Origin of the sequence: Flavobacterium salmonis (genome assembly GCF_903819435.1) — a bacterium.
GTDB classification, from domain to species: domain Bacteria; phylum Bacteroidota; class Bacteroidia; order Flavobacteriales; family Flavobacteriaceae; genus Flavobacterium; species Flavobacterium chungangense.
Map to the genome: position 1 here is coordinate 547,791 of NZ_CAIJDP010000060.1, position 19,984 is coordinate 567,774.

Annotated in this window: 14 protein-coding genes; 10 read left to right on the forward strand and 4 right to left on the reverse strand. The window is 34.4% G+C overall.

The features are described 5' to 3' along the window. Positions 1–27 precede the first annotated feature (27 nt). The 8 genes from porU to FLACHUCJ7_RS07195 all read left to right on the forward strand — a co-directional run bounded on the left by porU (position 28) and on the right by FLACHUCJ7_RS07195 (position 12,486). Positions 28–3,867: a type IX secretion system sortase PorU gene (porU, locus tag FLACHUCJ7_RS07160; RefSeq protein WP_180908416.1), complete on the forward strand. Its 3,840-nt coding sequence runs from the start codon at positions 28–30 to the stop codon at positions 3,865–3,867. Positions 3,868–3,916: 49 nt separating this feature from the next. Beyond that, positions 3,917–5,131 (forward strand): type IX secretion system outer membrane channel protein PorV, encoded by a 1,215-nt coding sequence (gene porV, locus FLACHUCJ7_RS07165; RefSeq protein ID WP_180908417.1) that lies wholly within the window; start codon positions 3,917–3,919, stop codon positions 5,129–5,131. A 76-nt stretch (positions 5,132–5,207) separates the two neighbouring features. After that, entirely contained in the window at positions 5,208–5,690 is a 483-nt protein-coding gene (gene cdd / locus FLACHUCJ7_RS07170; RefSeq protein ID WP_078227199.1) for a cytidine deaminase, read from the forward strand. A 170-nt stretch (positions 5,691–5,860) separates the two neighbouring features. Continuing rightward, complete coding sequence (gene pdhA, locus FLACHUCJ7_RS07175; protein WP_078227962.1) at positions 5,861–6,859, forward strand: pyruvate dehydrogenase (acetyl-transferring) E1 component subunit alpha; 999 nt, start codon at positions 5,861–5,863, stop codon at positions 6,857–6,859. An 8-nt stretch (positions 6,860–6,867) separates the two neighbouring features. Then, positions 6,868–8,505, forward strand: a complete 1,638-nt coding sequence (locus FLACHUCJ7_RS07180; RefSeq protein WP_078227198.1) for a pyruvate dehydrogenase complex dihydrolipoamide acetyltransferase — start codon at positions 6,868–6,870, stop codon at positions 8,503–8,505. A gap of 93 nt (positions 8,506–8,598) precedes the next feature. Then, the gene (locus FLACHUCJ7_RS07185) at positions 8,599–10,446 is read left to right on the forward strand and encodes a hydrolase/aminopeptidase (protein WP_180908418.1); all 1,848 of its coding nucleotides are present in this window, start codon (positions 8,599–8,601) and stop codon (positions 10,444–10,446) included. Between the two features lie 533 nt (positions 10,447–10,979). Beyond that, a complete protein-coding gene (locus FLACHUCJ7_RS07190) occupies positions 10,980–11,531 on the forward strand; it encodes a carboxymuconolactone decarboxylase family protein (protein WP_180908419.1) in 552 nt (183 codons plus the stop codon). A gap of 76 nt (positions 11,532–11,607) precedes the next feature. Continuing rightward, complete coding sequence (locus FLACHUCJ7_RS07195) at positions 11,608–12,486, forward strand: helix-turn-helix domain-containing protein (RefSeq protein ID WP_180908420.1); 879 nt, start codon at positions 11,608–11,610, stop codon at positions 12,484–12,486. A gap of 86 nt (positions 12,487–12,572) precedes the next feature. Here FLACHUCJ7_RS07195 and FLACHUCJ7_RS07200 read toward each other — a convergent pair whose 3' ends face one another. From FLACHUCJ7_RS07200 to FLACHUCJ7_RS07215, 4 genes are all read right to left on the reverse strand, one after another. After that, positions 12,573–13,241, reverse strand: a complete 669-nt coding sequence (locus FLACHUCJ7_RS07200; RefSeq protein ID WP_180908421.1) for a fibrobacter succinogenes major paralogous domain-containing protein — start codon at positions 13,239–13,241, stop codon at positions 12,573–12,575. Positions 13,242–13,252: 11 nt separating this feature from the next. Continuing rightward, complete coding sequence (locus FLACHUCJ7_RS07205) at positions 13,253–13,822, reverse strand: hypothetical protein (RefSeq protein ID WP_180908422.1); 570 nt, start codon at positions 13,820–13,822, stop codon at positions 13,253–13,255. 65 nt (positions 13,823–13,887) lie between these two features. Further along, a complete protein-coding gene (locus FLACHUCJ7_RS07210) occupies positions 13,888–15,006 on the reverse strand; it encodes a hypothetical protein (protein ID WP_180908423.1) in 1,119 nt (372 codons plus the stop codon). Between the two features lie 175 nt (positions 15,007–15,181). Next, entirely contained in the window at positions 15,182–16,429 is a 1,248-nt protein-coding gene (locus FLACHUCJ7_RS07215; protein ID WP_180908424.1) for a glycosyltransferase, read from the reverse strand. A gap of 112 nt (positions 16,430–16,541) precedes the next feature. Here FLACHUCJ7_RS07215 and miaE point away from each other — a divergent pair, with 112 nt between their 5' ends. Further along, positions 16,542–17,123 carry a tRNA-(ms[2]io[6]A)-hydroxylase gene (miaE, locus tag FLACHUCJ7_RS07220; RefSeq protein WP_180908425.1) on the forward strand — a complete coding sequence of 194 codons (582 nt, stop codon included), beginning with the start codon at positions 16,542–16,544 and terminating at the stop codon, positions 17,121–17,123. A 60-nt stretch (positions 17,124–17,183) separates the two neighbouring features. After that, positions 17,184–19,937: an AsmA family protein gene (locus FLACHUCJ7_RS07225; protein WP_180908426.1), complete on the forward strand. Its 2,754-nt coding sequence runs from the start codon at positions 17,184–17,186 to the stop codon at positions 19,935–19,937. Positions 19,938–19,984 lie beyond the last annotated feature (47 nt).

Genomic DNA, 19,984 nt, shown 5'->3' on the forward strand with positions numbered 1-19,984 from the left:
TAAAAATTAATTTCGTTTTCTTTAGCTATGAAACAAACCCTACTTTTATATCTTTTTTTAGCTCCTTTTTTTGTGTTTTCCCAGAAAAACGGTAGCCTCACAATAGATTGGCAAAATAAAAAAGAAATGAGTTTTGGGGATTTCAAAACAACAATACCTTACTTTACGGGTAATAATTTTCGATACGACCTTACTAAAAAAAACATATCATTATTGTTTAAGCCTAATTATTCGGATTATTCAAGCAGCAATGACGTTCAAATCACCAACATTGTTTACGAATCTGTTTCAGTTACAGATTTAGGCGATTTATCATTAATAAACATCCCCAAGCAACCAAACGAGACTCTTCTAATTGCTACTTCCCGGGATGAAAAACAAGGTTTCATATCTTTATCCCCGATTATATCTGAAGGAAATGGTTTTAAAAGAATCAAATCTTTCTCTTATTCAATAATAACCGGCAATTCTTCAAAAAGTAACAACTCTGCTTCAACTTTAAAATCAAATAGTATTTCAAATTCGGTTTTATCCTCTGGCGACTGGTATCGTTTTTATATTGAAAAATCAGGTGTCTATAAAATTTCAAAATCTTTTTTACAAAGCCTTGGTTTTGATGCAGGCAAAAGTGATCCTAAAAAAATTAAAATTTATGGAAATGGAGGAAGAATGCTTCCTTTATCTAATAACACTTATTATCCTGAAGATTTAATCGAAAATTCAATTCAGGTTATAGGCGAAAACGACGGCAGTTTTAATAACGAAGATTACATTCTTTTTTATGCTGAAGGAGTTAACAACTGGAATACTGAAAGCCAAACCAATATTAACTTATACGACACTAAATCTTATTATTATATTACCACACAGGGAGGTGACGGGAAAAGAATTTCAAATATGATCCTTCCTACCGGAAACAGTACTTTAGAATTAAACACTTTCGACGACCATCAATTTCACGAAATCGACAAAATCAACATTGTAAACACTGGACGACAATGGTTTGGCGAATCTTTCGAAATTAATCAGGAACAGGAGTTTGAATTTAATTTTCCAAATATTGAAACTTCGACCCCTGTGAAAATAGAGGTTTTGACAGCTTCTGCCGCATTTACAAATACTTCTTTTGATATTTCTGCAAACGGTCAAAGCATTGGAAACATATCCTTTAGTTCACTTAACTCCGGCTCTGAATCGAAATTTGACCCTGGAAATCTACCCGGAAACACAAGCTTTACCGGATCTGAAAATGTAAAAATAAAACTCACCTATAATAATAATGGAGTACCGGGCTCTAAAGGATACCTTGATTATATTAATTTAACAGCAAAAAGGAAATTAACAGGTTACGGCAAGCAGTTCCAATTTCAATATGATCTGGCAGGCTCAACAACCGGCATTGTAAATTATAATGTTTCAAACACTTCAAGCATTTCACAAATTTGGGATATTACAGACCTATATAATGTATCAAAAATTGAAAACAGTAATTTGAACAATTTAAGCTTCAAAGCTTCTTTAGGCGAAATTCGAAAATATATAGCAATTGATCCGGCAGATTATTATACTCCTTCAAGAGAAGGACAATCAAAAATTGCAAATCAAAACTTAAAAGGAACACTTTTAAAAAATTCTCAAAACAACTTTCAAGATGTTGATTATTTAATCATCACACCAAAATCGCTGCTTTCACAAGCTGAAAAATTAGCTAATTTTCATAGAACTTATTCAAAATTAAATGTAAAAACTGTTACACTTGAAAATATCTATCAGGAATTTTCTTCAGGGAAACAAGACGTTGCAGCAATAAGAAACTGCATAAGATATGTTTACAGAAACGCTTCATCTACAGACAAAAGAGTACGATATATAAATCTATTTGGCGATGCCTCATTCGATTACAAAAACCGCATTTCTAACAACAACAACATTGTACCTATCTATCATGCACTAAACAGCGAGACTGTTGCAGAACGTTCATTTGCATCTGATGATTTTTATGGACTAATGGATGACAGCGAAGGAAATATAACCAGCTACGCATTTGGAATTGATATTGCAGTAGGAAGAATGCTTGTCTCCAACAACACCCAGGCTGAGGAAATGGTTAATAAAGTTTTAGAATACCACAATGCCAAGTCATATGGCAACTGGCGAAATAATTTTGTTTTAATTAGTGATGATTCTGACAAAGCTTCGGATGCTACATTACAATCACGTCAAAACACTTTAGCAGATAAAATTGCTGTCGAGAAACCTTTTTTCAATATTGACAAAATTTTTCTGGACTCCTATACAGAAGAAGCATCCGCAGGAGGTTCAAGGTATCCAAAAGCAAGATCAGATTTTTTTAATGCTTTTGAAAAAGGCGCATTGATTTTTAACTATTTAGGTCATGGTGGAGAAGACGGGCTATCTAGTGAAAGAATTTGGGAAAAATCAGATAGTCAAAATTTAAGCAATCAATACAAATATCCTTTATTTATAACTATTACCTGTGAGTTCTCACGCTTTGATGACCCAACACATCCAACAGCTGGAGAGTATACTTTTTGGAATCCAAAAGGTGGCGCAATTGCATTAGTAACAACTATCCGCTCAATCTTACAATACAATGCCGAAAATTTTAACGACATCTTAGCAAAAAACCTCTTGTCTTACGGAGCTAATCAATACACATCTATCGCCGATGCACTTCGAGTTTCGAAAAATGAAACCCCAAGTACTTCGAGTAATGTTGTTTTGTACTTAGGAGATCCTGCAATAATGCTAGCCATTCCTAAACCCAAAATTAACTTAACAAAAGTAAATGACATAGCCGTTTCCGGAGCTATTGAAGATTTTAAATCTTTAGCAAAAATTAAAATATCAGGTGAAATTACTGATGAAAATAACAATATTCTAAGCAACTATAATGGAGAACTTTCGACTGCTATTTTTGACAAATTAATCACAAACACCACATTAAACAATAATGGCTCTAGCCCTCCGATACAGTTTAAAACCCAGGGCGAAACTATTTTTAGAGGAAATGCTTCTGTTATAAATGGGCAGTTTGAATTTAGTTTTGTAGTTCCAAGAGACATACGAATCCCTGTTAATAATGGCAGAATTAGCTTTTATTCAAAAAAAAGCGATGTTTTAGAAAACCAATCAGGCTATAATGACATTATAAAAATTGGAGGAATTAACGAAAATGCTCCTCAGGACAATATTAGTCCAAAAGTTCAGTTATATATGAACGATGAAACTTTTGTGTCTGGAGGAATTACAAATAACTCCCCTTTCCTTTTAGCGCTTCTTGAAGACGAAAATGGAATCAATACAGCAAGTGGAATTGGGCATGATATTATTGCTATTTTAGATGGAGATGTTAGTAATCCTTATATTTTGAATGATTATTATCAAACAAAATTAGATGATTACACTAATGGAAACTTACGTTTCCCATTACGTAATTTAAGTACTGGAATACACACTATCAGTTTTACCGCATGGGATGTTTACAACAATCCGGTAACAAGTGAAATACAATTTATAGTCGTTGGTGACGAATCACTTACATTGACTCACGTTCTTAATTATCCAAATCCTTTTTCTACCTATACTCAATTTTGGTTTTCTCATAATAAACCTTATGAGCCTTTAGATGTTCAGGTACAGGTAATGACTATAACAGGAAAAATAGTCTGGACAAAAAATCAAATTATAACTACTGAAGGTTTTTTATCTAGAGAAATTACCTGGGACGGAAAAGACGATTTTGGAGATAAAATTGGAAAAGGAGTTTATATTTATAAGCTCACAGTTAAATCCAGTTTAACAAATAAAAAAGCAGAAAAGTATGAAAAACTTGTTATTCTATAATATATATTTGCACAACCAACAACATAAACTAACACCTTACTTAATATAAATGAAAAAAATATCCCCTTTATTATTATTTTATTTTATTATTATATCGTTTGCCAACGCACAAACCAGAACAATTACAACAGGAGTTCCTTTTTTACAAGTTGCAGCAGACGCAAGAGCTGCCGGTCTTGGAGACCAGGGAGTTGCAACATCTGCAGATGTATTCTCTCAACAATGGAATCCTGCAAAATATGCTTTTTCGATTGACAAACAAGGATTCTCTGTGAGTTACACTCCTTATTTAACTGATTTGGTAAATGACATTTCATTAAGTCAGGTAACTTACTACAACAAAATCAACGAACGAAGTGCTTTTGCCGGAAGCATTCGCTATTTCAGTATTGGCGATATCGAATTAAGAGAAACCCAAAATGACCCCGGCAACGTTGTTAAACCTGCAGAATTTGCCATTGACGGCTCCTATTCCTTAAAATTAAGTGAAATGTTCTCGATGGCAGTTGGCGCCAGATTTATTAATTCAAATTTAGGAATTACAACTGGAGGACAAAGCTTGTCTGCAGCAAAATCATTTGCCTTTGATGTTGCCGGATTTTACCAATCAGAAGAATTTGCCTATAGAGATTTTAACGGAAGATGGAGAGCCGGTTTTAATTTTCAGAATCTTGGACCAAAAATTAATTATGATTTGAGCGAAGAAACCAACGGAGCAGGATCTAACTTTTTACCAGCAAATTTAAGATTAGGTGGTGGTTTTGATTTTATATTAGATGATTACAACAAAGTAGCCGTAAGTGTTGAATTTACAAAATTATTGGTTCCTACTTCTCAAATACCCGTTCCTACTCCAGCCACCGACCTAAATGGTGATGGTGACACATTAGATCCGGGAGAAGGAGCAAGTGATGGTGTGCAGGAAGCCAATAATAAATATAATTCTATTGGTTGGGTGCCGGGAATTTTCAAATCTTTTAGCGATGCCCCAGACGGTTTCAGTGAAGAAGTAAAAGAAATCACCTATAGTTTAGCCGGAGAATATACTTATCAGGATTCCTTTTCGATGCGTGCCGGATATTATCACCAAAGTCCTGAAAAAGGTGCTGTACAATTTTTCTCATTAGGCGCCGGATTCAAATACAATGTCGTAAAAGTGGATGTTTCGTACTTATTCTCTGCTTCGAAAGTTAAAAATCCGTTAGAAAACACACTTCGCTTCTCATTAACCTTTAATTTTGGTGAAAAATACGAAGAGTATTAATTAAATAAGAAAATAAAAAATAACAGATCCAAATTCCTAGAAATAGAAGTTTGGATTTTTTTTCCCTTAAAAAAAAATGAAAGAAATCAGCATAACATCATCATTTTTAGTTTTTGACACCTTAGAAGAATTACCAAATGATATTCAAAATTTAATGAATCAGGCTGTAGCCATTCGCAAAAAAGCGTATGCACCTTACTCCAAATTTAGAGTTGGCGCTGCATTATTATTGGATAATGGCGAAATTGTTTTAGGATCAAATCAGGAAAATGCAGCCTATCCATCAGGTTTATGTGCAGAACGTGTCGCTATTTTTCATGCGGGAAGCGTTTATCCGGAAGCTAAAATTTTAAAAATGGCCATTACGGCAGCTTCAGATACAAACCAAACACAAGCTCCTATACCCCCATGCGGCTCATGCAGACAATCAATCGCAGAATATGAAATCAAACAGGATACCCCTATAGAAATCTATTTTATGGGAGAAATAGGTACAATTTATCAGTCAGCATCCCTCAAAAATCTCCTTCCTTTCATGTTTGACAAAAAGTTTTTATAAAAAAAACAAAAAAAGCCAAAAAGTACCTTTTAAATTTTAGTTCTTAAATCTAATGTCTTATTTTTGCATCCCGACCATTCGGGCGCAAATTTGTGGGAGGAAACTATTTTTGCGTTATAGGTTAACAATTGATAACACAAAAAACAACTTTAGCAAAAGAAAGAATTCAGATGAAAGAAGTTACAAAAGAGGTTTACTTAAAGTGGTATGAAGACATGCTACTTTGGAGAAAGTTTGAAGACAAACTTGCAGCATTATACATCCAACAAAAAGTCAGAGGATTTCTTCACCTCTACAATGGTCAGGAAGCAGTATTGGCGGGAGCTTTACATGCTATGGATTTGACTAAAGACAAAATGATTACTGCATACAGAAATCACGTTCAGCCAATAGGCATGGGAGTTGATCCAAGGCGAGTTATGGCTGAACTTTTAGGAAAAGCAACCGGAACTTCTAAAGGTATGGGAGGTTCTATGCACATTTTCTCAAAAGAACACCGTTTTTACGGAGGTCACGGAATCGTAGGTGGACAAATTCCTGTAGGAGCTGGTTTAGCTTTTGCTGATAAATATTTTGAAACAGGCGGTGTAACCATGACTTACTTTGGTGACGGAGCTGCAAGACAAGGTTCATTACACGAAGCTTTCAACATGGCTATGTTATGGAAATTACCAGTTGTATTTATCGTTGAAAACAATGGTTATGCAATGGGAACTTCTGTCGAAAGAACTGCAAACCACACTGATATCTGGAAACTTGGTTTAGGATACGAAATGCCTTGCGGACCAGTTGACGGAATGAATCCTGTGAAAGTTGCTGAAGCAATGACAGAAGCAATCGAAAGAGCACGTCGTGGAGACGGACCAACTTTCCTTGAAATGAAAACGTACCGTTACAGAGGACACTCAATGTCTGACGCACAATTATACCGATCTAAAGAAGAAGTGGAAGAATATAGAAAAATTGACCCAATTACTCAGGTTCTTGATGTAATTATGGATCAAAAATATGCTACCGAGGAAGAAATTGAAGTAATTGACCAAAGAGTAAAAGATTTGGTTGAAGAATGTGTGAAATTCGCTGAAGAATCTCCATATCCTGAATTGCAACAATTATACGATGTAGTATACGCACAAGAAGACTATCCATTTACACCTCATAAACTATAACATATATTATGGCTATAAAAGTAACAATGCCTCGTTTGAGCGATACTATGACGGAAGGAACGGTAGCGACTTGGTTAAAAAAAGTAGGCGACAAAGTTAGCGAAGGAGACATCCTTGCTGAAATTGAAACAGACAAAGCAACAATGGAGTTCGAATCTTTTAACGAAGGAACTCTTTTACATATTGGAATACAAGCTGGAGAAACTGCTCCGGTTGATTCATTATTAGCAATCATCGGTAATGAAGGAGAAGATATTTCTGCTCTTTTAGCTGGTGGTGATGCTCCTGCTGCCGAAGCTCCAAAAGTGGACGCTGCACCAGCTGCTGAAACAAAAACTGAAGCTGCACCTGCAAAAGCCGCAGCTGAATTGCCAAAAGGTGTTGTAGTAGTAACTATGCCACGTTTAAGCGATACTATGACTGAAGGAACAGTTGCAACCTGGTTGAAAAAAGTAGGTGATGCTGTTGCCGAAGGTGATATTTTAGCAGAAATTGAAACTGACAAAGCTACTATGGAGTTTGAGTCTTTCAATGCCGGAACATTATTATACATCGGAATTCAGGAAGGAAATACAGCTCCTGTTGACAGCTTATTAGCTATCATTGGGCCAGCTGGAACTGACATTTCAGGAATTGCTGAAGGTTTTACTGCCGGAGGTGCTGCACCTGCAAATGCTCCTGCTACAGAGGAAACAAAAGCTGCTCCTGTTGCTGAAAAAGCTAAGGAAGCTGTTGCAGAAACTTCAAACGGAAGAGTTATTGCTTCGCCATTGGCTAAGAAAATTGCTTCTGACAAAGGAATTCAATTATCACAAGTTAAAGGTTCCGGAGAAAATGGGCGTATCGTAAAAAGCGACATCGAAAACTTTACTCCATCTGCACAAAAACAAGCTACTTCTGCACCAGCTGCAAAACAAGAAGCTTCTGCTCCTGCTGCTCCAAAAGTATTTGTTCCTGCGGGAGAAGTTTACACAGAAGAGATCAAAAACTCTCAAATGCGTAAAATTATCGCAAAACGTTTGGCAGAATCATTATTTACTGCCCCTCACTACAATTTAGTGATTGAGGTAAGTATGGACGAAGCAATGGGTGCAAGAGCAACAATCAATACAGTTCCTGATACAAAAGTATCTTTTAACGATATGGTAATCAAAGCTTGTGCTTTAGCTTTGAAAAAACATCCAAAAATCAATTCTCAATGGAAAGAAGATGCGATCATCATCAATCACCATGTTAATATTGGCGTTGCTGTTGCTGTTGAAGATGGTTTAGTTGTTCCTGTATTGCGATTTACAGATGCTATGAGTTTATCTCAAATTGGCGCTTCTGTTAGAGATCTTGCCGGAAGAGCTAAAAACAAAAAATTAGGGCCTCAGGAAATGGAAGGAAGTACTTTTACAGTATCTAACCTTGGAATGTTTGGTATCACTGAATTTAATTCAATTATCAACCAGCCAAACTCTGCAATTCTTTCTGTAGGTGCAATTGTTGAGAAACCAGTAGTTAAAAATGGTCAGATTGTAGTTGGAAACACAATGATGTTATCATTAGCTTGTGACCACAGAACAATTGACGGTGCTACCGGAGCTCAGTTCTTACAAACATTAAAACAATACATCGAAAGCCCGGTTACAATGTTGGCCTAATTCTTTGTTAATTTTATATTTAAATCCCGTTTTGTTGATTCAAAACGGGATTTTTTGTTTAATTTTCATCCTCAAAATTCAATTCTTCACAATATGAAAAAACTAATTCTTTTAGCCTTATTTCTGACAACTATTGCCTGTCAAAAAAAAGAGCAAACCGAAAAAACAACAGTTGTTGCCGATGAACACAGTTATTCTAAACCAGAACTTGCTGTTGTCAAACATCTTGATCTTGACATTAAAGTTGATTTTGACACACAAACTATTTCAGGAAAAGCTTCCTGGTTAATTGACAACATTAGCAAAGGAAATGAAATCATTTTTGACGAAAACACTTTAAATATTACAAAAGTAACTCTGGGTGATGATGAAAAAGAAACCAAATTTGAACTTGGAAAAGAAGAAGAGTTTCATGGAAAACCGCTTCATATTACAATTGAACCCAATACAACCAAAGTAAATATTTACTACAGCACAACTAAAGACGCTGTAGCTTTACAATGGCTGAAACCAGAACAAACTGCAGATAAAAAGAAACCTTTTTTATTCTCTCAGGGAGAAAGTGTTTGGTCTCGCACTTGGATTCCTTGTCAGGATTCGCCAGGAATTCGTTTTACTTATAATGCTAAAGTTACGGTACCTAAAGATTTATTAGCCGTTATGAGTGCTTTAAATCCGCAGAAGAAAAATGATACGGGGGTCTATACTTTTAAACAAGACAAAGCAATTCCGTCTTATTTAATGGCAATTGCTGTTGGAGATATTGAATTTCAATCGATCGACAACAGAACCGGAGTTTACGCAGAACCATCAATGCTTAAAAAATCAGCTTGGGAATTTGCTGAACTCGGAAAAATGGTTGTCGCTGCCGAAAAACTATATGGCCCATATCGCTGGGGACGTTATGATGTTTTGGTCTTGCCTCCAAGTTTCCCGTATGGCGGAATGGAAAATCCGAACTTAACTTTTTTAACTCCTGGCGTAATTGCAGGAGATCGTTCACTAACAAGTTTATTAGCACATGAATTAGGCCACAGCTGGAGCGGAAATTTAGTCACCAACGCAACCTGGGATGATATTTGGCTAAACGAAGGTTTTACCACTTATGTAGAACACCGCATTGGAGAGGCTATTTTCGGGAAGAAAGAATTTGAAATGCAAAACGTTATCACCAACAAAGAATTAACTGATAATGTCGCAGAATATGGCGATACAAGTCCGGACACAAGATTAAAAGTTAGTCTGACCGGAAGAAATCCTGATGATGGTATAAGCATGATTCCTTACGTGAAAGGATATGCTTTTTTAAGAGTTATTGAAAATGCTGTGGGACGTGAAAAATTCGATCCGTTTATCAAAAACTATTTCGATGCTCATGGATTCAAATCCATTACAACAGAGGATTTCGTTAAATATATTAACGAAAATCTTATCAAAGGAGACAAAGCTTTAGCAGATAAAATCAAACTGGAAGACTGGATTTATAAACCTGGTATCCCATCAAACATTGTTCCTGTAAGCTCTTCCGATTTTGATGCAATCGATAAAATCCAAAAAAACTGGAGAGAAACTGGCGTTACAGGTTTGAGCAAAAAAATCACGACAACTGCAGAAAAACAACACTTTATAGATCATCTTCCGGCTGACATTACAGCAAAAGAAATGGAAGCCATTGATAAAGAATTCAACTTTACAAAAAGCGGAAATTTCATTATCAAGCGTCAATGGTTCGTTCAGGCAATTCGCCATCAATATAAAGCTGCAAATCCTGCAATTGAACAATTTTTAATTGGAATCAGCAGAACCGGATCTGTAATGATGCTTTACAAAGAAATGGTTAAAACTCCGGAAGGAAAAGTTTGGGCAAAAGAAGTTTTTGAGAAAGCAAAATCTGGTTATCATGCTACAACTATTCAGGCGGTTGAAGATGTTTTGAAATAAACTTTTCATGAATATAATTTTATAATAGGTTGTTCTTTTGAGGGCAACCTATTTTTTTAGCGCAATATTTGTGATTTCGAGTAACGAGAAATCTTCGCAAGTAACTCCGTAAAGAGAATCCAATCTTTGTCGAGCTTCTCACGAAGATTTCTCGTTCCTCGAAATGACAAAATTGCGGAAGAGCTTTACGACGAACTTTGACAAAGCTTACTACACGTAAAGTTTGTCATTCCTGACAGAACAAACGAAAATACTCTTATGAAAATGACTGCCCTAGCCCCGATAGCAGTGAAATCCTTTTGTGGCGGGGTTCGCCACAAAAGATTGCAACGGATAGCGGGATTAGCTCCTAAAAAATTCTTTTTTCCATAGACAATCGAAATGATAAAATCACGCTGTTTTACTCAAAATAAAGAGAGGGAAAATTGTCCATCACATAGCGTACATTCTCCATGTTCTAAAATCTGTAATCGTCGCACCTTTGTAATGTCAAAAGACAATAACAAATAATAAACAATTAAAAATCAAATAAAATGACACGATTAACAGCATTAAACCCGGAAGAAGTAACAGGAAAAACTAAAGATTTGTTCAACGCCGTACAAGCGAAATTAGGAGGTGTTCCGAACATGATGAGAACAATGGGGAACTCTCCTGCAGTTTTGGAAGGATATCTGAATTTAAGCGGCGCTTTGAGCCATGGAAAATTAAGTGCGAAAACTGGCGAATTGATTGCTCTGGCCGTTTCAGAAAGCAATTCATGTGATTACTGTTTAGCAGCTCATACTTTTATTGGAGAAAAATTAGTAAAAGCAGATCCGGCAGTTTTAAAAGCAGCAAGATCAGGAAATTCTACAAACTCTAAAACAGAAGCTATTTTACAATTAGCTAAAACATTAATCAGTAAAAATGGTCTCGTAAATGATGAAGATGTAAATAAAGCTAAAAATGCAGGAGTTGCAGATGCTGAAATTGTTGAAACCATTGCTCACGTAGCTTTGAACGTTCTAACAAACTATTTTAACAACGTTGCCAATACTGAAATTGATTTTACTACAGTTTCAAATTTAGAATTGCAAAAATAATCCAACACAAAAACAATTTATAAAGATAGTTATGAATTCTTTTCATGGCTATCTTTATATTTTAAAACCGCACTTTATGAATTCTCAAAATGTTTCTACTTTAATAAATCCACAGACCGGAAATTTAGCTTTCAAAATTCTTTCATTTGAGGACAACGTTCATTTTGATCATTTACAGCGCAATAATTATTACTCTTTAATTTGGGTGACCAAAGGAAAAGGGAAAGTCAAAGCCAATTTTACAGAACATCATTTTGAAGAAAACTCTCTCCTTGCCTTTTCGCCGTATCAACCTTTCATGCTTTGTGTAAGCGAACCAATTGAAGGAATTGCGATTCACTTTCACCCTGATTTTTATTGTATCCACATGCACCAAAAAGAAGTTTCCTGCAATGGCGTTTTATTCAACAATATTTACCAGCCACCTTATGTGAAGGTAACAGAACAAGCTACGCATACTTTTAAAATGGTTTTGGAACAAATGAAAGCTGAGATTAAAAATGCAGAATTAGCACAATATGAATTGCTGATTTCATATTTAAAAATCTTCTTAATTACAGCTTCAAGATTAAAAACCGAACAATTAGAAGAAATGAATGCTGTTCCTAATACAAAAGAACCTTTGATTCTACAAAATCTGAAAGATGCTATTGAACTGAATTTTAAAACAAAACATTCTGCCGGAAATTATGCTGATTTACTGAATATTTCTACAAAGGCATTAGCCAAATTATCCAAAAATTATTTCAATAAAACACTAACCGATTTAATTTCGGAGAGAATTATTATAGAAGCCAAAAGAGAATTATACCTGACTAGTAAAACAGTCAAAGAAATTGCCTACGAATTAGGTTACGACGACGAGCATTATTTTAGTCGTTTCTTTAAAACGAATGCAGATGTTTCACCTCAAATTTATCGTGAAACCGTTGGGTTTGGAAAAATGCAGGCTTAATTTTATTTTTAGACTCAATCCATAATTCATTTTGCCTTATATTTTGTACTTTTTAAAGTAGGATTAGCAACAGGCTTGCCATAAAATTATTCCTCTTTAATACATTTGATCGAAAAACCATATCGCTTAAAAACACTGTCTCTTCTTACATCTGCAAAAGCCTGAAACATTCTGTCACTCCAATTGTAAAATTCAAAACTTCCATTTGTAGTCCAATAATATCCGTTAGATTTAAGCATATAAAAAGCTCCCTTCTCGTCCCGATATCCGCCCGGCAATGCATTAAAACCAGTTGCATTATTTCCGACCGCATTAGACGGCAACCAATGTGTGTTCCCTTTTTCTTTCAAAAAAATCCCTATTGAATTGGAATTAATAAAAGACTCCAGTTCCCTTAAATCTTCTTCTGTTGGAATCCTCCAGCCTTTTGGTGCAATTCGTCTGATATCTTTCAGGCAATTGTAATTGTATAAAAATCCATACTCTTTTACAAAAGCAATATCATTATTATAGAAAGAATAACCGGCTTGTTCTATCTTTTTCCAATCTTTATTACTTGTGATTTTTTTAATCGAATCTCCATTATTAAACCGGGTGACTTTAAGGTTTTCTACCATCCAGGTCTGCTTTCCAATCTTCGTTGTATGATATATGTTACCATCTAAATCTTCTACTGTTTCAGCATTTTTACAAGAAAAAAAAGAAAAGAAAAAAAGAAGAACAGCTATTTTGTAAATATCTTTAATTTGTGTCATTATCAATTATTCTAGAGCATTTTAAACATCTTTATTTCTTTATTGGTTTCATAAAATATAAAACAATCCTGTTCTAAATTTTTTAAAAGAAATCCGTTTTTCTTTATTACAAGCGATTCCGGTACTTTTTTTACAATATCTGTTCTTCCCGCAGGTTTTACGGACACACAAAAATGCACTCCTTCAGGTTTTATATTCTCAATTGAAAAGGGAGAAATCCAATATAAATAATCCTTGTGTGAAGATAAAATAATTCCTAATTTTAATTGATTACCATCCTTTATCAACACAGCATAATCAAGTATTTGGTCATTATTAATATCCGTATAACATTCATTTGGAATCATATTGCGATCATAAAAATCCCAAAACAGATTAGAATATTCTTCTTTTTTTATCATTTCAAGCTTTGGGAATTTTTGCTGAAAATCATTTTTTACCTTTTGAGGAATTGTAAAAAGATTATTTTGTTGCGGAATAGACCTTTCAAAATCCCTAATACGTTCTTTAGAAGAATCTTTACATCCGTAAAAAGATAATAGAAAAATAAAAAAAACAAATCGGCTTATTGATCCATTCATAGAAAGAAATTTATAATAAAAGCGATGTAAAAAAATCACATCGCTTTGTTTTTTAAACTATAACATTACCACGTTCCGTTCACAGCCGTATAAGTCTGACCATTTACCTTCGTACTGCAATTCGTTGCATTTTGATGCTGAACATTAGGATTTCCATTACTTACCGTACCTGCCAGAACCTTAGTATTACTGGCATTTTGCAATAAAATCCCCTGAATGGCTGTATTGGCAATATCTACAGTATTTACTGTACATCCATTGCTGCCCGTAACACTAAAGAAACCGCGTCCGCTACCTCGGGAATATACTTTAGCACAAACTACATTTGGTCCGTTATTATTGGCGCAACGAAAAGTCGCATAACCTGTAACTGAACCTGTTGTACTGTTATTGGTTCCTGTAACCGTACCCACTGTACCATTTTTGGATTGATTGAGTAATACTCCACAAGCCGCATTATTGCTGGAAGTCACGTTGCCAATAGAAAACCCGTCAACACCGTAGGTTTCAATAGAATTATCTCCGCCAGTAATATTAATAGTTCCGCTGATAGTCAAATTGCTGGTTGCAGCTGTACTGTTATCAACCCTGATTCCTAATCCTAAATCAGCCTGAGGCACACCAATATTCATGGTAATATTACTGATATTCATAACCGTACATCCTTTAAACCAAATACCATAGCGTGGTTTTCCCGAAACCTTAAGATTTTTCACTTCAATATTTGTTTTTCTGTCTGCCCAAACAGGAATAACCAAAGCATCGCCACTATTGGCATTGAAAGTATTATTTGCAAAATCCAGCCCGGTATAACTGGCCATATTTACATATTTCAGAGATCCGCCAGTTGATCCCGACGCACCTGAAACACGAACGGTTACCCACTCTTTTGTATCTCTCCCTGAAGTAAGATTGTTAATTGCAGCCTGAATAGCAGCTACATAATCAGAACCAGTGTATTTGGTTACACCATTTACTTTAGCAACATAGGCGCCTGTTGAACCGGTTACTTCACCAGATAAATCGCCTCCTTTTGCAGTTGAAACCTGATAAGTTTCATTTTGTGCCACAGCTTCAGCTTCAGCATTTGTTTCTTCACTGTCACTTGTACAGCCTGCAAAAAAACTTAAACCAACGAATAACACTGAGGCAAAAAACTGCCTCTTAAACATTTCTTTTTTCATAATAAATTTTGGTTGATAGTTAATACGGTCAGTAAATTATTACTATTTACACCAAAAACTATCCTGTACAATCTTGCTTACAAAAAATACAAATATTTAAATATCAAATACATAAAAATATTCTTTAAAATTAACAACTATATTGAATTGCAGATTTAAAAAAAGAATAGAGAAATTAATCTTTTTTATTCTTGGCTTCTATCCATTTTGCCATGTATTTAGTACTCTTCAGCGTATGATGCTGAAGCAGATTTCCCATAAAATTATGCAGACGATGATTTTCAGAATCAATCAATAATAAACTAACTATATCAATTAATTTATTTGAATATTTATTTTTTTGATAGCATTCATTAATAATTGCAACACCATTTTTTTGTGATTGTTTCCAAGTATTTTCTTCCCCGTATAATAAAACTGCCTGTTTTGCAAACTTCGCAATATCATTTTCTATAAAACCATTCCAGGGTAAATTGGCATGCATGGCTTCTGAACCAATACTTGTTGTAACACTTGGGGTTCCGCATTGCATCGCTTCTAATAATTTTCCTTTTAATCCGGCTCCGAAACGAATTGGCGCCAAAACCACTCTGGCTCTTTTCACAACTTCATTTGCATCTGCTGCCCTTCCCATAATAAAAAAACCATCTTTAGGCTGATGCAATTGCAGGACTTTATGCGAAGGATAAGCTCCGTAAACTTCTAAAACAGCTTCCGGAAATTGTTTTTTTATTAATGGCCAAATAACTTCTTTTAAGTATTGAACCGTATTCCAATTCGGTTCATGAAGAAAATTTCCGATGAAAACAAAATGCTGACGATCTTCAAAAGAAGGTAATTTTAAAAGATCTTCTTCCTTTATTTCCTCCACTAAAAAAGGAAGATAAAACAATATTTCTGAATCTATTTTGAAAACATTATTTAAAACTTCCATTTCAAATTCTGAAATCATCAAAGATAAATCGCATCTTAAAATACTGGCAATTTCTCGCTTTGCCACTTCCTCAGATAACAAATCGTTCAGTTCAAAAGTTCTGTTTTCTTTGAAGGCTTTTTGGCGCGCTGTTCTTAAACAATGTAAATCCTCAGTATCTAATAATCTAATGGCTTGGGGACAATTTTCAGTCACACGCCAGCCAAATTGTTCTTCAATCATAAAACGGTCAAATAAAACAACATCAGGATTTAGTTCGATTATAAAATCATCAAAACTGGAGCTATTCAATTCTATACTTCGCTTTTCAACTCCAAATTCTGTCAAATCAATCATAAAATCACTATGTAAAGCCGGACTTGCAAATGTAATTTCAAAACCATTTTCTTTGAAAATAGAAATCAATTGCATCATTCTTCCGCCTGCTGCAGAAGAATTGGGTTCTGGCCAGACAAAACCAATTATTAAAAGTTTTTTTGTTTGATTCATTTTGATTCTTTGAACTACAAAATAATGCATTTTTACGCTTAATTACACGATATTTCCTGATTTTAGCTGATAAAAAAGAACTAATTTTGCAAAATATAAATCTGCAAAAATTATGTTAGGATTAAAATTAGCCACAGATCCACGCTGGGTGAATATCGTCGAATCAAATATCGAAGAAATTTTAACGGATCATGCCTGGTGTGAGCAGAAAGCAGCATCTAATGCGATTAGTTTAGTTACGTACAATTCTGAATTAGAAGAACTTGTAACAGAAATGCTTGTAATTGCGAGAGAAGAACTGGAGCATTTACAAATGGTGCATGACATAATTAAAAAAAGAGGGCTGACTTTGGGACGCGAAAGAAAAGATCATTATGTAAATGAGCTCTTTAAATTCATGAAAAAAGATGGCAGCCGTAAAGACGCACTTTGTGATCGCTTGTTATTTTCGGCTATGATAGAGGCCAGAAGCTGTGAACGTTTTAAGGTACTTTCAGAAAATATAAAAGACGAAGAACTGGCTAAATTTTATCGCGACCTGATGATTTCTGAAGCGGGTCATTACACCACATTTTTAGGATTCGCCAGAAAATATGCTGACAATGTTGATGTCGACAAACGATGGGCAGCATGGATCGAATACGAAGGTTCCATTATTACCAATTATGGAAAAAATGAAACAGTACACGGATAAATCACTGTACTTTTCTCATTTTTAAACTATACACAATACAATAATACTAACATTTTTGTTATGTCAAAAAACAAAACCAAATCCATTTTATTTAAAATTGCAAAATATTCAGGAATTACCTTTTTTGTAGTTTTAGGATTGTTGTTTATTACACCTATCATTTTCGCTGATAAAATTAAAGAGCAAATCAAAAAAACTGCTAACGAAAAACTTAGTGCAGAACTTAATTATTCAGATGTTTCGCTTTCCTTTTTTCATCATTTTCCTTCGTTAACTTTAACTTTAAATGATTTAAACCTGAACGGATCATCACCTTATGCAACCGAAAAATTCATTACTGCCAAAGAAGTTTCTTTTGGAATTAACGTTGCCAGTCTGATCTTTAGCAAAGCGGTAAAAATTGATCAGATTTATTTATCGGATTCGTTTATTAATGTAAAAGTTAATAAAAAAGGAGAAGCAAATTACAATATTTACAAATCTTCTTCGCAACAGGAAAAATCAAAAGACAGCTCAGATACTGCCTTAAAATTAGAAAGAATTGAAATATTAAACAGTAAAATAATTTATGATGACCAATCGACCAAAGTGCATTTTGATGCTTTAGGGTTCAATTACTTAGGCAAAGGCGATTTAAACAAAGCGGTTTTCGATTTGTATTCGAAAGCTAAAATTGAAAAACTAAATATTGTTTATGAAGATGAACCTTATTTAATGAACAAAAAGATCGATGCTGATTTGATTACGAAAGTTAATGTAAATTCCCTGTCTTTTTATTTTCAGCAAAACAACCTGAAAATTAATCAGCTTTTGGTTGATTTTAAAGGAAATTTTGACTTTTTGAAAGATGGCTACAATATGGATTTTGTTATCAAATCTGACAACAGTGATTTGTATGATGTTTTTACTGCCTTTCCTCCAAAATACATTAGCTGGCTTTCTAAAACCGAATTAAAAGGAAACACCAATTTACTTTTTACACTTAAAGGAAATTATATAGCCTCTCAAAAAATTGCCCCGGATTTAAATTTAGATGTAAAAATAGACAACGGATTTGTGAATTATGACAAAAGCGCCTTTCCGGTTTCAAACTTAAATTTAGACATTAAGACAAAAGTTCCATCTTTGAATCCGGATCTTTTAATTGTTGATGCAAAAAATCTATCCTTAAACATTAATAAGGATTACCTAAAATCAAAATTCTATATAAAAGGAGCAAACACTCCTGACATAAATGGCGATTTTAAAGCCAAAATTGATCTTGACAAATTAAGCAGAGCTTTAGGAATTCCTGGCATTACATTAAAAGGTGCATTGACCGGAGACATTAAAACCAACGGAAAATTTGATAAAAAAAACAGATTATTCCCTACTACCAAAGGCCTGATCGAATTGAACAATGGATATATAAAAACAAAATATTATCCAAATCCGATTACCAATATCATGGTAAAAACCTCAATTGACAATCAAAAAGGAACTTTTGATGATTTAAAAGTAAAAATAAAACCTGCTCAATTTACCTTTGAAGGAAAACCTATTTTTATGTCGGCAGATTTAAGCAATTTTGATGATTTGAATTATGATGTAAAAGCAAAAGGAGAACTAAACATTAGCAAAATATATAACGTTTTTTCGCAAAAAGGACTTGATCTGGATGGCTTTATAAAGGCAGATTTAGTTTTAAAAGGAAAACAAAGTGATGCCACAAAAGGAAATTACAGCAAGCTTCAGAATAAAGGGACTCTTGAATTACGAAACATTGGAATTGCATCTGAACATCTTCCTAAAAAATTCATCATTAAGGAAGGTATTTTTAAAATCAATCAGGATAAAATGTCTTTCAATAACTTTTTGGCCGCTTACGGAGAATCAGATTTTAAGATGAATGGCTATTTACAAAACGTTTTTAATTATGCCACTACCAAAACCGGAGTTCTAAAAGGTTCATTTACAGTTTCGGCACGATATATTAATGTAGACGAATTTATGTCGAATACTGCTGCAATTACTTCTCCAGCGCCAACTAAAACAGAAGCTTCAACTACTCAGGTTAGCCAAACCGGAGTTATCATTATTCCTACGAATTTGAATTTACAATTGATGGCAAATGCCCAAAAAGTATATTATGACAAACTAATTCTTCAAAATGCCAGTGGAAATTTAAAAATGAATAAAGGCAAACTGAGCATGCAAAACACAGGTTTTAATTTAATAGGCTGCAAAGTCGTCATGAATGGCAATTATCAGTCTGTAACTTCTCAAAAAGCCAATTTCGATTACAACATAAAAGCTTCGGATTTTGATATTAAAAAAGCTTATAACGAAATTGATGTTTTCAGAAAAATGGCCAGTGCAGCCGAAAAAGCACAGGGAATTGTGTCTTTGGATTACCAACTAAAGGGACGCCTTAACGGAAACATGGAACCCGTTTATCCATCATTAGTTGGAGGAGGAACTCTTTCTGTAAAAGATATAAAAATAAGAGGATTGAAAATGTTTAATGCAGTGAGCAAAAAAACAAATTCTGAATCAATGAAAAACCCTGATGTTTCTAAAGTAGACATTAAAACTACGATCAAAAACAACATCATGACTGTAGAACGTTTTAAATTTAAGTTTGCGGGCTTCAGGCCACGAATCGAAGGAACAACAAGTTTAGACGGAAAACTTAATTTAAAAATGCGTTTAGGATTACCTCCATTAGGTATATTTGGAATTCCACTCACTGTTACAGGAACTCAAAATAATCCAAAAGTAAAAGTGGGCCGCAATACGGAAGATCTTGAGGAAACTAAAGATATTGAGCAATAGAATCTAAACCTGCTTTTTTTGAGCAGGTTTTTCTTTTTATTAAATTA

What these genes read in the sequence shown, in the direction of transcription:
- porU (WP_180908416.1), top strand. Translation starts at nt 28, where the DNA reads ATGAAACAAACCCTACTTTTATATCTTTTTTTAGCTCCTTTTTTTGTG.
- porV (WP_180908417.1), top strand. Translation starts at nt 3,917, where the DNA reads ATGAAAAAAATATCCCCTTTATTATTATTTTATTTTATTATTATATCG.
- cdd (WP_078227199.1), top strand. Translation starts at nt 5,208, where the DNA reads ATGAAAGAAATCAGCATAACATCATCATTTTTAGTTTTTGACACCTTA.
- pdhA (WP_078227962.1), top strand. Translation starts at nt 5,861, where the DNA reads ATGAAAGAAGTTACAAAAGAGGTTTACTTAAAGTGGTATGAAGACATG.
- FLACHUCJ7_RS07180 (WP_078227198.1), top strand. Translation starts at nt 6,868, where the DNA reads ATGGCTATAAAAGTAACAATGCCTCGTTTGAGCGATACTATGACGGAA.
- FLACHUCJ7_RS07185 (WP_180908418.1), top strand. Translation starts at nt 8,599, where the DNA reads ATGAAAAAACTAATTCTTTTAGCCTTATTTCTGACAACTATTGCCTGT.
- FLACHUCJ7_RS07190 (WP_180908419.1), top strand. Translation starts at nt 10,980, where the DNA reads ATGACACGATTAACAGCATTAAACCCGGAAGAAGTAACAGGAAAAACT.
- FLACHUCJ7_RS07195 (WP_180908420.1), top strand. Translation starts at nt 11,608, where the DNA reads ATGAATTCTCAAAATGTTTCTACTTTAATAAATCCACAGACCGGAAAT.
- FLACHUCJ7_RS07200 (WP_180908421.1), bottom strand. Translation starts at nt 13,241, where the DNA reads ATGACACAAATTAAAGATATTTACAAAATAGCTGTTCTTCTTTTTTTC.
- FLACHUCJ7_RS07205 (WP_180908422.1), bottom strand. Translation starts at nt 13,822, where the DNA reads ATGAATGGATCAATAAGCCGATTTGTTTTTTTTATTTTTCTATTATCT.
- FLACHUCJ7_RS07210 (WP_180908423.1), bottom strand. Translation starts at nt 15,006, where the DNA reads ATGAAAAAAGAAATGTTTAAGAGGCAGTTTTTTGCCTCAGTGTTATTC.
- FLACHUCJ7_RS07215 (WP_180908424.1), bottom strand. Translation starts at nt 16,429, where the DNA reads ATGAATCAAACAAAAAAACTTTTAATAATTGGTTTTGTCTGGCCAGAA.
- miaE (WP_180908425.1), top strand. Translation starts at nt 16,542, where the DNA reads ATGTTAGGATTAAAATTAGCCACAGATCCACGCTGGGTGAATATCGTC.
- FLACHUCJ7_RS07225 (WP_180908426.1), top strand. Translation starts at nt 17,184, where the DNA reads ATGTCAAAAAACAAAACCAAATCCATTTTATTTAAAATTGCAAAATAT.